The 15838-nt window shown below is 29.2% G+C and carries 16 protein-coding genes; 13 read left to right on the top strand and 3 right to left on the bottom strand.

The genetic code is table 11. From position 1 onward, the window contains the following. The first annotated feature begins 10 nt into the window (after window positions 1-10). The 3 genes from AB0T67_RS07150 to upp all read left to right on the top strand — a co-directional run bounded on the left by AB0T67_RS07150 (window position 11) and on the right by upp (window position 2360). Entirely contained in the window at window positions 11-514 is a 504-nt protein-coding gene (locus AB0T67_RS07150) for a DUF3575 domain-containing protein (protein WP_369219743.1), read from the top strand. Between the two features lie 85 nt (window positions 515-599). Beyond that, window positions 600-1379 (top strand): alpha/beta fold hydrolase, encoded by a 780-nt coding sequence (locus AB0T67_RS07145; protein WP_369219742.1) that lies wholly within the window; start codon window positions 600-602, stop codon window positions 1377-1379. A 327-nt stretch (window positions 1380-1706) separates the two neighbouring features. Then, window positions 1707-2360 (top strand): uracil phosphoribosyltransferase, encoded by a 654-nt coding sequence (gene upp / locus AB0T67_RS07140; RefSeq protein ID WP_369219741.1) that lies wholly within the window; start codon window positions 1707-1709, stop codon window positions 2358-2360. 2 nt (window positions 2361-2362) lie between these two features. Here the strand turns inward: upp and AB0T67_RS07135 are convergent, their stop codons facing one another. Further along, window positions 2363-3265 carry a DUF6427 family protein gene (locus AB0T67_RS07135; RefSeq protein ID WP_369219740.1) on the bottom strand — a complete coding sequence of 301 codons (903 nt, stop codon included), beginning with the start codon at window positions 3263-3265 and terminating at the stop codon, window positions 2363-2365. Window positions 3266-3307: 42 nt separating this feature from the next. On the opposite strand from AB0T67_RS07135, the gene AB0T67_RS07130 reads away from it, so the two are divergent. The 6 genes from AB0T67_RS07130 to AB0T67_RS07105 all read left to right on the top strand — a co-directional run bounded on the left by AB0T67_RS07130 (window position 3308) and on the right by AB0T67_RS07105 (window position 6776). Beyond that, on the top strand, window positions 3308-3520 hold the full coding sequence (locus AB0T67_RS07130; RefSeq protein ID WP_271231158.1) for a DUF6341 family protein: 213 nt from the start codon (window positions 3308-3310) through the stop codon (window positions 3518-3520). Between the two features lie 24 nt (window positions 3521-3544). After that, window positions 3545-4216 carry a tRNA (guanosine(46)-N7)-methyltransferase TrmB gene (gene trmB / locus AB0T67_RS07125; protein ID WP_369219739.1) on the top strand — a complete coding sequence of 224 codons (672 nt, stop codon included), beginning with the start codon at window positions 3545-3547 and terminating at the stop codon, window positions 4214-4216. Between the two features lie 9 nt (window positions 4217-4225). Beyond that, complete coding sequence (locus AB0T67_RS07120; RefSeq protein ID WP_369219738.1) at window positions 4226-4549, top strand: MGMT family protein; 324 nt, start codon at window positions 4226-4228, stop codon at window positions 4547-4549. A gap of 290 nt (window positions 4550-4839) precedes the next feature. Continuing rightward, the gene (locus tag AB0T67_RS07115; RefSeq protein ID WP_369219737.1) at window positions 4840-5970 is read left to right on the top strand and encodes an Mrp/NBP35 family ATP-binding protein; all 1131 of its coding nucleotides are present in this window, start codon (window positions 4840-4842) and stop codon (window positions 5968-5970) included. A gap of 9 nt (window positions 5971-5979) precedes the next feature. Next, complete coding sequence (locus tag AB0T67_RS07110) at window positions 5980-6216, top strand: NifU family protein (RefSeq protein ID WP_271231162.1); 237 nt, start codon at window positions 5980-5982, stop codon at window positions 6214-6216. A 224-nt stretch (window positions 6217-6440) separates the two neighbouring features. Then, complete coding sequence (locus tag AB0T67_RS07105; protein ID WP_369219736.1) at window positions 6441-6776, top strand: 2Fe-2S iron-sulfur cluster-binding family protein; 336 nt, start codon at window positions 6441-6443, stop codon at window positions 6774-6776. Here AB0T67_RS07105 and AB0T67_RS07100 read toward each other — a convergent pair. Continuing rightward, window positions 6773-7294 (bottom strand): flavodoxin, encoded by a 522-nt coding sequence (locus AB0T67_RS07100; protein ID WP_271231164.1) that lies wholly within the window; start codon window positions 7292-7294, stop codon window positions 6773-6775. The genes AB0T67_RS07105 and AB0T67_RS07100 overlap by 4 nt on opposite strands. 16 nt (window positions 7295-7310) lie before the next feature. Further along, window positions 7311-8882, bottom strand: a complete 1572-nt coding sequence (locus AB0T67_RS07095; RefSeq protein WP_369219735.1) for a PepSY-associated TM helix domain-containing protein — start codon at window positions 8880-8882, stop codon at window positions 7311-7313. Window positions 8883-9352: 470 nt separating this feature from the next. On the opposite strand from AB0T67_RS07095, the gene AB0T67_RS07090 reads away from it, so the two are divergent. The 4 genes from AB0T67_RS07090 (at window position 9353) to hppD (ending at window position 15764) form a co-directional block, all read left to right on the top strand. Next, window positions 9353-11719: a TonB-dependent receptor gene (locus tag AB0T67_RS07090; protein ID WP_369219734.1), complete on the top strand. Its 2367-nt coding sequence runs from the start codon at window positions 9353-9355 to the stop codon at window positions 11717-11719. Between the two features lie 26 nt (window positions 11720-11745). After that, complete coding sequence (locus AB0T67_RS07085) at window positions 11746-12954, top strand: DUF4374 domain-containing protein (RefSeq protein ID WP_369219733.1); 1209 nt, start codon at window positions 11746-11748, stop codon at window positions 12952-12954. 254 nt (window positions 12955-13208) lie between these two features. Next, on the top strand, window positions 13209-14366 hold the full coding sequence (locus AB0T67_RS07080; protein ID WP_369219732.1) for a homogentisate 1,2-dioxygenase: 1158 nt from the start codon (window positions 13209-13211) through the stop codon (window positions 14364-14366). 234 nt (window positions 14367-14600) lie between these two features. Then, complete coding sequence (gene hppD, locus AB0T67_RS07075) at window positions 14601-15764, top strand: 4-hydroxyphenylpyruvate dioxygenase (protein WP_369219731.1); 1164 nt, start codon at window positions 14601-14603, stop codon at window positions 15762-15764. The last annotated feature ends 74 nt before the right edge of the window (window positions 15765-15838 follow it).

Genomic DNA, 15838 nt, shown 5'->3' with positions numbered 1-15838 from the left:
AAAATTAAAAATGAAAAAAATACTTTTAATAGCTGTACTATTTATTAGCTCATTTACACAAGCACAACAAGAAGCTAAAGTTTCAATAACTGATGCCTTAGCACTTAAAACACTTAATGTTTCTTATGAATATTATACTACTGAACGTTCATCAGTAGGACTTTCAACATTATTTAATTTAGAGAAAAAATCAGCAGATTTCAGATATAATGAAGAATGGATGATTACTCCTTATTTTCGTCATTATTTTAAAACTAGTGATAACTGGAATTATTTTGGTGAAATATTTTTAGGAGTTAATGGTGGAGAAAAGGAATTAACTATTGAAGGTTCTGATATTAAGAAAATTGAAAAATATACTGATGCTGCTTTAGGGTTAGCAGTTGGAACTAAATATGTTTCTTCAGGAGGTTTTCTTATTGATATTTATGGTGGTTTAGGAAGAAATATGTTTACTTCAAAATCTCGTTCAATTGTGCCAAGAGTTGGTGTTAATTTAGGATATAGATTTTAATATACAAGTATTTAAAATATTAGAAAAACTCGCTTAAAGCGAGTTTTTTTATGCCGATATTTTAAAAGAATACTATTTTTGCAAAATGGATAAATTTATTTTTCATAAAAATAGCAAAGTAGCTTATACTGATATTGGCAAAGGAAATACTATTGTTTTACTACATGGTTTTCTTGAAAATGCTACGATGTGGCATAAAATTACAAGTTCTTTAAGTTCTAAAAATCGTGTTATTTGTATTGATTTATTAGGTCACGGAAATACGGAATGTATCGGTTATATTCACACTATGAGCGATATGGCTGAGGCTGTAAAAGCAGTTTTAAAAACCTTAAATATCAGTAGTTTTTACATCATCGGGCATTCTATGGGAGGTTATGTTTCTTTAGCGATTGCTGAGAAATATCCGAAGAAAATAAAAGGAATTTGTTTGTTAAATTCGAGTGCGCAATCCGACTCTGAAGAACGTAAAAAACTACGATTAAGAGCGTCTAAAATGGCACAAACGAATTATAAAAGTTTGGTGAAAATGTCTATTTCAAACTTATTTACTGCTGAAACAAGTACTCAATTTACAACAGAAATTGCTGAAATAAAAAAACAAGCTTTACAAACGCTTGTTCAAGGATATATCGCCGCAACCGAAGGAATGCGATTAAGAGAAAACAAAGAAGCTGTTTTACAAAATGTTGATAAACGGTTGATAATTGTAGGGAAAAATGATTCTATACTTAATTATCACACAATTATTGAGGAAGCAAATCGAACAAAAACCCCTTTTTACGAGCTTTCAGGCGGTCATATGAGTCATATTGAAAACAAGGATGAACTTCTAAAAATGCTACATAAATTTATTGAGAATTAAGAGCTTGTTTAAATTTAAAATAAAGTATTTTTTAGATATAAACGTCATGCTGAATTTATTTCAGCATCGCATAAAACTAAGAACTACGGCAAATCAGGATGTGAAACTGAAATAAATTCAGTTTGACGGATTCGATTTTTTAGTGATAAAAGGTTTTTAAATGAAATTTAAACAAGTTTTAAATTGATATTATTTTTTTGAAGCAATTTCCCGCTTTCCGCACTCGCTTTTTTTTGAAGAAAAATCAAAAAAAGAGCTCAAACAATTGCTTCAATCGGGGCTAGGCATTTATACATTTTTTGTAAATTAGCTAGAAACTACTTTAATATGAAAATTCATCATTTAGCGAAAGAAACATCTATTTTAAATAAATTTTTATCAGAAATAAGAAGCACAGCTATTCAAAAAGATTCGATGCGTTTTCGAAGAAACATAGAACGAATCGGTGAAATTTTAGGATACGAATTAAGTAAAAAATTAGCATCAGAAACTAAAAAAGTAAAAACTCCTTTAGGAACAAAACAAGTAGAAATTCCTGTTAATGATGTGATTTTATGTTCAATTTTAAGAGCAGGATTACCTTTGCATAATGGTTTATTAAATTATTTTGATGATGCTGAAAATGCTTTTATATCGGCTTATCGTCATCACCCAAATAACGATGCTGAATTTGAAATTGTAGTTGAATATTTTGCATCTCCATCAATTGATGGTAAAACTTTATTATTAGTCGACCCAATGTTAGCAACAGGACGTTCACTAGTTGCGGTTTATGAAGCTATCAAAAAATACGGAACTCCTAAAGAAATTCAAATAGTTTCAGTTATTGGTGCTGCTGAAGGAGTTGAATATGTCGCAAATAATTTCCCTGAAAACACTAGTTTATGGATTGCCGATATTGATGAAAAACTAAATGACAAAGGATATATTATTCCAGGTTTAGGTGATGCAGGCGATTTAGCTTTTGGTACAAAAATGTAAATTTATAGAACATTTGCAAGTATTGAACAAGCGAAAAATAATAATAATAAGACATCTGAAATCCACTTTTTTTGAAATAATTCTAATCCGTTGGCTAAAATAATTGAAATCGGAAAAAAGAGTAATAAAAGTTCTGTGCCTGTTTTATGAGGTATTAAAAGCACAACTACTGACGAAATTAATAAGTAAACAAAGGTTAAAACCCAGCTTTTTCTAAAATTATTAAGAACTGATAATGCCTTCGGAGTTTTTAATATCAATGAATAAAAGACTAAAATACCTATAAAAACGAAAGATAACACATACTTTATACTCGAGTAAAAATCAATATTATAAGATAAATTCCAATTAAATAGTTGGTGAAAAATTTCAGTTTTATCATACCAAAAACAATAGGTGAAAAATAAAAAAATTACGCATCCGTAGCCTAGTAAAGGAATTAATAAAGTTTGATAAGTAAAGCGTTGATGTAAGTAAATAGAAATATAAAATAATACGCCAAATAATGCTGTATAAGGTTCTATTAAAAAAGAAACACCAAGCCATAAACCTCCGTCAAATAACTTGTAAAAGGTGTTTTTAGGCGATTGTAAGTTATAAACTTTCCGTGAAAATAGTAAGATGATTAAACAAGCAAAAAAGGTTTTATCAATATGAATAACATCAGGAAAAAAACCAATAAGCATAATGAAAAATAAGAATGCAAAGGAGTTATCAAATGTTAATTGATTTTTAGTAATTACAAAATTGAAGACTCCAAATACCGCTATAAAACCAATCAATTCTTTAGCGGTTTCAAAAGATATTTCTTTAGAAAATAAGCTGAAAGAAAAGTAACTTAAAAACAGTGCAAAAAGCACAATGAAATTAACAGGTTTTGATTTACTGAAAAAATTGGCTAACATAGTTTCTTTTTATACTTTTGCAAACATAAAGATAATCAAGTTATGTTAGGATTAAATATTTTTAGATTAATTGCAGATTTATTTACTTTTATATTACAACCTTTCAAATGGTTGCGATTAGAAGTAGCAAAAGGAGACTACGGTTGGTGGACATCAAATGCAGTTAACTGGTTTTTTGTTTTTATTTTAATAGTGTTATTTGGATACTGGATGTGGCAATCGGCTACTTTCTTAAAAGAAGGAACTGAAGACTAAGCTTAAAACAGATATACATACACATTGGGAAGCAAAAACAAACTGAAACGTTTCAAAGAAAATGAAACGTTTGCAAACGTACTTCAACCTACGAGAGAAGAAGTAATAGGAGATTTTCCTTTAAAAGGAAAGTGGAATACATTTTTTAAAAACGACAATCCTATAGTTTTAGAACTTGGTTGTGGTAAAGGAGAGTATACCATTGCCTTAGCAGAAAAAAATCCGAATAAAAATTTTATTGGTATTGATATTAAAGGAGCTCGTTTTTGGCGTGGTGCTAAAACCGCTATAGAAAACGACATGCAAAATGTTGCCTTTATTAGAACTCAAATAGAATTAGTAGCGAATATTTTTGCCGAAAATGAAGTTGATGAAATTTGGATTACTTTTCCAGATCCTCAAATAAAATATCAACGTACAAAACATAGAATGACAAATACATCATTCTTAAAAAGATATCACCACATTTTAAAAGAAGATGGTATTATGAACTTAAAAACCGATAGCGAGTTTATGCACGGTTACACTTTAGGTTTAATACACGGTGAAGGGCATGAAATTTTACATGCAAATCATAATGTTTATGTAAATGAAGGTGCGCCTGAAGAAGTAACTTCTACGCAAACTTTTTACGAAAAACAATATTTAGAAAAAGGAAAACCAATTACTTATATCCGTTTCAAGTTAAAATATTAACTTTACTGAGTGAGTAATCAAAACTTTTTTGAAAGAGTATACGAAGTGTCAAGGTTAATTCCATACGGAAGAGTAACCACTTATGGCGCTATTGCAAAGTATTTAGGTTCAGCTCAATCTGCAAGAATGGTAGGTTGGGCAATGAATAATTCACATACCAAAAATGTTCCTGCACATCGAGTTGTAAATAGAATCGGTTTACTTACAGGAAAACAACACTTCGAAGGAACAAACCTGATGCAACAATTATTAGAAAGTGAAGGAATAGTTGTTGTTGATAATCAAATACAAAATTTCGAAACTGTATTTTGGAACCCTATCGATGAGTTGTAACATTTTTTTTTCTTCTTTTTGAATATTACTGTTGATAATTCTCTTTTATCAGTATAAAAATCAGTAAATATTCAATTTATAGATATTTTTTGAAATGTAAAACAGCACTATTTTATTTTTAAATAGCGTTGTTAACCTGTTTATTTGTTTGATTTTAGCTATTGTTACAATAAAATCGTTCAAAATTGATATCTCTTATCTTACTATAAATAAACACAATCTAAACACTTTATTTTCTGACGGCTAAAATGTATCTTTGTACCTTAGAATCAATTAAATTGAATACTCTAATGAGTTTTAAAAAGCAAGATATTTACAAGGCGTTAGAAACTATAACGGCACCAGGAGAAGGTAAAAGTTTAGTTGAAAGCGAAAACATAAAAAACGTAGTTACTTTTGGTAAAGAAGTAATTGTTGATGTAACCATTTCAAACCCATCTTTACAAGCTAAAAAGAAGGTAGAAGTTGAAATAACCAAAGCAATTCATACAAATGTTGATGATACTATCGATGTAAAAGTGAATGTAAAAGTTGAGGTTCCTCAAAAAGAAAACCCAAATCAAATTAAAGGAAAAGAAATTCCTAATATCAAAAATATTATAGCGATAGCTTCAGGAAAAGGAGGAGTAGGGAAATCTACTATTACTTCTAATATGGCGGTTTCTTTAGCTAAAATGGGCTTTAAAGTAGGTGTTTTAGATGCTGATGTTTACGGACCATCGCAACATTTAATGTTTGATGTAGAAAAAGAAAAGCCATTATCTGTAAAAGTAGATGGACGTTCTAAAATGAAACCTGTTGAAAATTATGGTGTAAAATTATTATCATTAGGATTTTTTACAGACCCTAATCAGGCAGTAATTTGGCGTGGACCAATGGCTTCAAAAGCATTAAATCAATTAATTTTTGATGCAGATTGGGGAGAATTAGATTTCTTATTAATCGACCTTCCTCCAGGAACAGGAGATATTCACTTATCAATAGTACAAGCCGTGCCTATTAGCGGAGCTGTAGTTGTAAGTACTCCTCAAAATATTGCCTTAGCAGATGCTAAAAAAGGAGTAGCAATGTTTCAACAAGAAAGTATAAACGTACCAGTTTTAGGTATTGTTGAAAACATGGCGTATTTTACACCTGCCGAATTACCAGATAATAAATATTATATCTTTGGTCAAGGCGGAGCTAAAAACTTAGCTGAAGATATTGAAACAAGCTTTTTAGGTGAAATACCATTAGTACAAAGTATTCGTGAAGCAGGAGACGTAGGTCATCCAGTTGCTTTACAAGAAAACACACCTTTAGAAAAAGCATTTACCGATGTAACTAAAGAAATGGTTGCACAACTATTAAAAAGAAATAACAATTTACCAGCTACTGAAGTAGTTCGTATAACTACAATGAGTGGTTGTAGCACAAAATAATCAAAGATTATGACAGCAACAGAAATAAGAGATAACGTAGAAAAAGCTTTAGAAGAAATTCGTCCATTTTTAATAAGCGATGGCGGAAATATTAAGCTTTTATCTATAGAAAAAAATATTGTAAAAGTTCAGTTAGAAGGTGCTTGTAGTGGATGTTCTGTAAATCAAATGACGTTAAAAAACGGAGTTGAAGCAACCATTAAAAAATATGTTCCAAGTATTGAAGAGGTAATAAACGTAGCTTAATAAACTTGTTTTAACTTTTTTTTTGGGCGTTCGGGCGTGCTTTCGCTACTCGCTTTTTTTAAATAGAAAAAATTTAAAAAAGAGCTCAAACAAACCGCTCAATCACTAACGCAACTAACAGACTTTAAAATAAAAACCTCACTATTTTTTTAAATAGTGAGGTTTAAAAAAATATATAACAAAATATACAATTTTAAAGGTATATAGTTTTAATCAAATTTAAAATGGAAAGTCAAGATATAACTCTAAAAATAACTGACAGAGAAGGAGTACTACACGAAATTGTTGCACCAACAGATATGGCAATGAATTTAATGGAAGTTATTCGTTTATATGAATTAGCTCCTGAAGGTACAATTGGTGTTTGTGGAGGAATGGCAATGTGTGCATCTTGTCAATGTTATATAAAATCTGACCATGAATTACCTGAAATGGGTGACGATGAAGATGCAATGCTTGCAGAAGCTTTTGATGTAGAAGACAATAGTCGTTTAGGATGTCAATTACCAATAAAACCAGAAATGGATGGTTTAGAAATTGAATTAGCTCCTGAGAGCTAATTCAATAATTTTGAAAATTCATTTTCTAAAATTGAAAGCCAATCTGTAATTCTTTTTTGTGTAAGTTCTGGCTGATTATCTTCATCAATTGCCAATCCATAAAACAAATCATTATTATAAATGGCTTTCGATTCTGTAAAATCGTAACCATCTACTGACCAAAAACCAGTGATTTTTCCTCCATTTTTTAAAATAACTTCTGCCAACATTCCTACGCCATCAATAAAGTATTCACCATAACCATATTGATCTCCTAGCCCATAAATTGCAACTGTTTTATTGGTGAAATCGATAGTTTTAAATTCATCAAAATAACTTTCCCAATCACTTTGTAAATCGCCATCATACCAAGTTGAAAGCCCTAAAAGAAGAATATCAAATTGCTCAAAATCTGATTTTTTAACTTCAGATACTTCCATTACTTTTATATCGCTAAGATTCCAGTTATCTACAATAGAATTGGTGACTTCTTCTGTCATTCCAGTATCTGAACCATAAATTAAACCGATTGTTTTCATAGTTTATTTTTTAATATTATTGTTTTATAAAAGTTGTTTTTCTCCATTCGTTTAAGTTTACAACTAAAAGAACACTTGCAATTGCTGTAAGTAGTAAGACGAGTATTTTTGATAGTTCATCAGGATGCCCTATTATTTCTTCAATTACATGATAACAATTAAAAATTGCAACAATGATTCCCCATATTAAGGATGTTATTTTAAACCATTTTTTTGATAATTGAATTGTTAATAAAGCGAATAAAAAAGCAGTACCTTCCATTAAAATACGCCATTGATGTGCCCAAAATGGCGTTTCGCCAGTTGATCCATCAATAAAAACAGTTTGATTAAAAAATACGGTTGCTAATCCGTAAATATGATGAAAAATATATCCGAAGATAATTAACATCCAAAGGCTAATAATTTTTGTTTTCATAGGTATTGTATCGTTTTTAAGTGTGGTTTTTTTTGGAATGATTACTCTTTTCTTTTGTTTTTTCTTTCTGCTATGTAACCATAACATTGTTCCTGTTACAGGAAGTGAAGCGCCTATTAAACCTGCTAAAAAAACAAGAATTTTTCCACTGATACCTAAAATACTTCCTGTATGAATATCGTAGTATAAAGAATGTAGTTTTTCTCCTGTATTTTTTTCTTTATCAAGTTTACTTTTGATTAAATCGCCTGAGTTAGGATGTATGTAATAGTGATCAGAACTACCGTAACTATCATCATTAGGATATGCTGTTATTTTAAGAGGAATAGTGTCTTGTTGTGGTAAATAATAAATAAATAGATTTCTGTTTTTTTGATTTTTATTTAATTGATTTTTAGCATTGATTAATGAGGTTTTCAAAAACTTAGTACTATCGATACTAATTTTTTGTTCTTCTTTTTTACTTTCAAAAGTAACTAAGGTATATAGTGCGTCATCCACCCAAGTAAAAGACCAAGCAACACCTGTAATTGCTAATATCAATAAAATAGAAGCGCCATAAAAGCCTAAAACACTATGTGAATCAAAAACTACTTTTTGTTTTTTTGCGTTTGTTTTTATCGAAAATTTAGATTTCCTTCCTTTTTTAGTTTTAAAAACTTTGCTGTTTTTGGGAAACCATAAAATCAATCCTGTAATTAAAGAAATAATAAACAATATTACAGACCAACCTATAATTTGAGCCCCTAATTGACCAAGTAATAAATTTTGATGTATGTATAATACGATTATAAAAAAATCATTATTTAGGTTTTTTTCTTTGAGTAATTTCCCTGTGTAGGGGTTTATGTAGCTGAAATAATAACCACCTTCTTTTTTGGAAAGAAGAATGGTACTTCTATCGGTTTCAGTAAAATCATATATTCTAAGAACATCGTTATCTGATTGCTCTTTATAAATTGTAATTATGTTGTCTAACGGTTTTTTCTGTAGATTTTTAGCAGTGTTCTTAACGGTATAATAAGGATACGCTGCTAATCGAATTTCTTTTTGAAAAGCATAAATACAGCCTGTAATACAAACTATAAAAATAATTAAACCTGATGATAAGGCTATCCATAAATGGATTTTTCGAATGGTATTTTTAAAATTCAATTTTTTCAATTTCATTTGTTTTAAAGACAAAACTCTGACTTTTACATCAGAGTTTTGCTGTATTTAAAAAACTAGTAATTCAAATAGAATACAACACAATAAAAAAGTTGGGGGACTTTATTATTTTATAAAAACAATATTATTTTTTTAATACTGTTCAATTACTTATTAAGATTAAATAACAATAATAGTTGACAAAAGTATTTACAAAAAATGGAATACAAAAATTATTTAGAATAATTTTAAATAAATTTATTGAAAATAAAATAACTATTATATATTTTATTTAGAATTAAAATAAATAGATTTGAAAGTATGATTATTATATTTTAATACTTATTTTATTATTAATTCATCATATTAATGTTGTTTTTTGTTAGTTTAGTTGAATTGTTTCAAAAAAACAGAAAACAATACTACCTAATAAAAATATTATTTTACTTTTGCTATTATATTTATTAAATCTAAATAAGCTTTTAATTGCAATGAAATATATAATAATATTCTTAATCTATTTTTTACAAATAATATCATTAAATGCTCAAAATGATAAAATATCAGGTTGTGTATATAACGAGTTTAAAGAACAATTAGCAAATGCACATGTAACGCTTTTGGATCAAAAAAAAACGATTGTTACAGATACCAAAGGTTGTTTTGAATTTTCGATTTCTAATTTAAAAAATTTCACATTAAAAATACAATATGTAGGATATAAACCTTTTTATAAAAAATTCACAAGTACTTCTAAAAAAACAAAGCTCTCTTTTTATCTAGAAGAAAACGATAGTACTTTAGATGAAGTTGTAATTCAAGGAAAATCTAAAGCTGAAAAAATAAGAGATAAAGCCTATGCTGTAAATGTTATAGAAACCAAAGTTTTTAAAAACACAGCAACAAATATCAGTCAGGTTTTAAACAAAGTACCTGGTATTGTTATTAGAGAAGAAGGAGGTTTAGGCTCTGATTTTAATCTGTCTTTAAATGGGTTTTCAGGAAAGCAAATAAAAATATTTATAGACGGTATTCCGATGAGTTATTTCGGAAAATCATTAACCTTAAATAATTTTCCGTCTAACATTATAGCATCGATAGAAATTTATAAAGGAGTAGTTCCTATTTATTTATCTTCAGATGCTTTGGGAGGCGCTATTAATATTATTACAAAAAAAGGAGTAAATAATTATTTAGATGCATCTTATTCTTTGGGTTCATTTAATACACATAAAGCAGCTGTTAATACTCAGTATTACGATAAAAATAGTGGATTCACAGCACGATTAAAATCATTTTATAATTATTCAGATAACGATTATGCAATAGATATAATTGTACCAGGCGAAGGAGGTAAAATAACAGATGAAACGACTAATGTAAAAAGGTTTCATAATGCATATACTTCAAAAATGGGGCAATTAGAAGCAGGGATTACCAATAAAAAATATGCCGATGAATTATTAGTTGGTATTTTATTTTCTGATAATTATAAAGAAATACAACACGCAAGGTTTCCTCTGAAAATGATCAAACCTTTTGGAGAAGTTTTTGAAAAAAATAAAAGTAGAATCAGTACTTTAAAATATGCCAAAAAAGGTGTTTTTAAAAACTTAGATGTTCGTTCTTTTATAGCTCTTGTAGATAACGAACGCAGATATGAAGATAAAAGTAATCATAGATATTTTTGGAATGGTGAAATTGAATACGATGACCATTTATCCACAGGAGAGCAAAGTAGTAGAAAAACCGAATTAACCTTATCACAAGAAAATATATTATTAAATTTTAATTTACAATATCACCTTCCAAAACAGCAAATTATTGCGGTAAATTTTTCTTCGGATAATTTTAAAATGGAAGGGAATGACCCTTTACACCCTAGAAACAATACGCAATTTGGTGAACCAAGTACAGTTGATAAAAAAGTAGCAGGATTGTCTTATTCATTTAATCTTATTGATAAAAAATTAAAAGGAATTGCATTCGGAAAAAGATATAATTACAGCATCAATTCTTTAACGACTAATTATTCAGGAACTACAAAAGAAAAGAAAAATATTTTATCTAATTACACAGGGTATGGAGGTGCGCTAACTTATTTATTTACAAAAAATACACAAATAAAAACTTCTTTTGAAAATGCAATTCGTTTTCCTGAAAACTCAGAAATTTTAGGAAATGGAATGGCAATTTTAACCAATATTGATTTAAAACCTGAAACAAGTACGAACATTAATCTTGGCTTTAGAACAAATCAATATTTAAGCGATAAACATAAAATTCATTTTGAAACCAATACTTTTTTAAGAAGCTCTAAAAACTTTATCTATTTACGTCCAGAGTTGGTTTTTCAAGTAAACGATAATTTAGAAAAAGTACTAACAAAAGGTATAGAAGGAGCGCTTGAATATACCTTTAATGATGCCTATAGTATTGGAGTAAATGCTACTTATTTAGATATTCGAGATAAAAGTAAATATGTGAAAAATAGCACACAACCTAATCCATATTTAAATTCTAGAATACCCAATGTACCTTATTTATTTGGAAATATAAAGTTAAATTATAACACCAAAAATTTATTTAGAAAGGATGATATGTTTTCTATAAGCTCTTTTCAAAATTATGTACATGGCTATTCGTTATTTTTTGCTAAAATCGGAAATAGAGATAGAAAATTAATTAAAAATCAATTTACACAAAATATTGAAGCTATTTATTCTCTTCAAAATGGAACTTACAATATTTCGGTAGCGGCTAATAATATTTTTGATGCTAAAGTTACCGACAATTACAATCTTCAAAAACCAGGACAAAATTTCAGTTTAAAGTTAAGATACTACTTATCAAATTAAATCAATATTATAAATTAAAAACAATTATGAAACAATCAATTTTATCAATAGGGTTATTATTTACAATGAGTTTTTTTATCTCTTGTAATGATGATTCGCCAATGCAACCAAATAGTACTTCAAACTTAGCCGTTGCTGTTGAAACGACAGGAGAATCTCCTACGGATGTAGTTTTAGGTGTCGATAATTTTATAAATTCTGAAATATCACCAATAGGAAAAGGTATTCAGCAAGATGGAAAAAGAAGTTACTATTTTTTAAATGAAACACTTATCAGCTCAGGATATAAGGCTACAAACTGTATAGGTTATAATATTCAAAATGGAGAAATTACTAAAAAAGGAGAGTTTGCTTTTCCTGTATCTTTTGATTTATTAGGAAAAGGAGATGATAATACGATGATTGCGGTAGAAAGTCCTAGAGCTGGTTTTGAAAATAAAACTATTTTTTTAGTAGATACTGACGAAATGCTAATCACTAAAACATTAAAAACAAAAATAGATGAAAGAACTGAGGAAGGTTTAATGTCTTGGCCTACTGGTATTGCAGTAAAAGGAGGTAAATTATTTTTATCGTACTATTTAACTAGTTCTGATGGAAAATGGAAAACACCAAATTCGAATGAAGCAAGAATTGCAATATATAGTTACCCTGAGTTAGTTTTTGAAAAATTAATAAAAGATACTAGAGGTTCTGATATCGGTTTTTATGGAAATTATAACGGATTGGTAAAAGATGAAAATAATAATATTTATACAGCATCTACTTCTTCTTTAGCTTGTGGATTTGAACCTGCTCCAACAAATAAATCAGCAATTTTAAGAATTAAAAGCGGTGCTACTGATTTTGATACCGATTATTATTTCGATTTTGAAGCTGCTTCAGGAGGAAATAAAATCAACTTTTTACATTATGTAGGAAACAACAAGGCTGTTGTAAGAATGATTACAGATGATTCTGTAAAATGGAGTGCATTTGCTCCTACATCAGAAAATCCTAATTGTAAAATTGCAGTGGTAGATTTAATTGCCAAAACGGTAACAGAAGTTACAGATATTCCATTACACGGAGGTCAGTGGGCTACTCCTGCATTAAATAGCAATGGAAAAGTATATATGAATGTAAGTGATAATAATGGTGCTTACATTTATGAAATTGATGTAAATACAGCAACTGCTAAAAAAAGCCAAAAAGTTGAAGCTGCTGCTGTAAAAGGAATTTTTGATTTAAATTAATCAGTATTTTTTATTTTAAATTTGTAAAAGTCGTCTTGAAACATAATGTTTTAAGACGATTTTTTGTGTTTAAATTGTTTTTTTTATTTGTTATATTTGTAAGGAGGCAATAAAAAACAGATAAATATGCATTATTGGCAAGGTCTTTTACCACATTTAAAATATATGATAAAACGCAAACCTGAATAACTGTTTTGTGTAGTAATTAAAGAGTTTAAAATATTTTTAATTTCATTTTAATTAAATCATTTCAAATGCCATTTTATCATAAATTAGGAAAAATACCACCAAAACGTCATACACAATTTCGCAAAGAAGACGGAACGTTGTATTACGAACAATTATTTGGAACTATTGGTTTTGACGGAATGTCAACCAATTCTTATCATGAGTACAGACCTACTATGGTCAAAGAAATTCGCAAACAATATTCCGTAAAACCAAAAATTGCTAAGGCAAATAATATTCAATCGTATCGCTTTCGCGGATTTCAAGTTCCGTCAGAAAATGATTATCTAGAAAGTAGAAAAATCGTTTTAACAAATACTGATTGTAACATTATTTTATCAGCTCCAAAAACATCAACAAAAGAATATTTTTATAAAAATACAGATGCCGATGAGGTAATTTTCATCCATAAAGGAACTGGTAAATTACGTACCATGTTAGGGAATATCAATTTTAAATATGGCGATTATTTAATAATTCCAAGAGGTATTATTTACAAATTAGATTTTGATGATGAAAATAACAGACTTTTTATTGTCGAATCTTATTCGCCTGTTTACACGCCTAAACGATACAGAAATCATTTTGGACAATTATTAGAACACGCTCCATTTTGTGAACGAGATTTAAGAAGACCAGAAGAATTAGAAACCTATAATGAGTTAGGCGATTTCTTAATCAAAGTAAAAAAACAAGGCGAAATTATAGAAATGATTTATGCTTCGCATCCTTTTGATGTGGTTGGTTACGATGGTTATAATTTTCCGTATGCCTTTTCAATTCACGATTTTGAGCCTATCACTGGGCGCATTCATCAACCGCCACCAGTGCATCAAACTTTTGAAACCAATGCCTTTGTAATTTGCAGTTTCGTGCCTCGTTTGTACGATTATCATCCAAACGCAATTCCTGCGCCTTACAATCATAGTAATATCGATTCTGATGAGGTTTTGTATTATGTTGATGGCGATTTTATGAGTAGAAACGACATCGACCAAGGACATATTTCGTTGCATCCTTCAGGAATTCCTCATGGTCCACATCCAGGAGCAACCGAAAGAAGTATCGGACATACCGAAACCGAAGAATTAGCCGTTATGGTTGATACTTTTAAACCCTTGAAAATTACCGAAGAAGCCATGAAAATTGCCGATGAAAATTATTATAAATCGTGGTTAGAATAATAAAATCAGATTCATAAAAATAATTATTAGAAGCTAATCCTGCTTTCACTACTCGCTTTTTTTTGAAGAAAAATCAAAAAAAGAGCTCAAACAAACCGTTCAATCAGGGCTAAACTCATTTACGAAGTTTAGTACTAATTTAATAATTTATCATTTATAGAAAAATAGGCATCTATAAAAAAACAAAGATTTTACAGATTTTAAAAACCTGTGAAGTCTATAAAAACATAACGCATGAGTAAAAAAGAAGTAACATCAGTAAACTACGGTTTAGAAAAAATATTTGAAGGAGCACAAGATTTTTTACCACTTTTAGGAACAGATTACGTAGAGTTTTATGTTGGAAATGCAAAACAAGCGGCACATTTTTATAAAACAGCTTTTGGTTTTCAGTCACACGCCTATAAAGGTTTAGAAACAGGTTCGAAAGATTCTGTAAGTTATGTATTAAAACAAGATAAGATTCGTTTAGTTTTAACATCACCATTAAATAGTAAATCATCAATAAACGATCATATTGTAAAACATGGCGATGGTGTAAAAATTATAGCACTTTGGGTTGATGATGCTCGAAAATCTTATGAAGAAACTATTAAAAGAGGAGCAAAATCATATTTAGAGCCAACCGTTGAAAAAGATGAACACGGAGAAGTAATTCGTGCAGGTATTTACACTTATGGCGAAACAGTTCATATATTTGTAGAAAGAAAAAATTATAAAGGCGTATTTTTGCCAGGATTTACAGAATGGAAGTCAGATTACAATCCGCCAAGCGCAGGTTTAAAATATATTGACCACATGGTTGGTAATGTTGGTTGGAATCAAATGGATGTTTGGGTAAAATGGTACGAAGACGTTATGGGATTTGTAAATTTTTTATCATTTGATGATAAGCAAATTCATACCGAATATTCTGCTTTAATGAGTAAGGTTATGAGTAACGGAAATGGGCGAATTAAATTTCCTATTAACGAACCAGCAAAAGCAGCAAAACGTTCACAAATTGAAGAGTATTTAGATTTTTACGAAGGTGAAGGCGTACAACACATTGCAGTTGCTACCGATGATATTATTAAAACAGTATCACAATTAAAAGCAAACGGAATAGAATTTTTACCACCGCCACCACAAGCATATTATGATGGGATTCCTGAGCGTTTAGGGGAACATATGAGTATGATGAAAGAAGATATTTCTAAGTTACAAGAATTATCAATAATGATTGATGCAGATGAAGAAGGCTATTTATTACAAATTTTCACAAAGCCAGTTGAAGACCGTCCAACGTTATTTTTTGAAATAATTCAACGAATGGGAGCTCGTGGTTTTGGAGCAGGAAATTTTAAAGCCTTATTTGAATCAATAGAAAGAGAACAATCAAAAAGAGGAACTTTATAATTATAAATAGTAATTATAAGAAAAATAAATCACCATTTTAATAAGTGCAAGTACTTATTAAAATGGTGATTTTA

It is taken from the genome of Tenacibaculum salmonis (assembly GCF_041053065.1).
Classification (GTDB): domain Bacteria; phylum Bacteroidota; class Bacteroidia; order Flavobacteriales; family Flavobacteriaceae; genus Polaribacter; species Polaribacter pacificus_A.
This window is presented reverse-complemented; position numbering and strand designations above follow the sequence as displayed.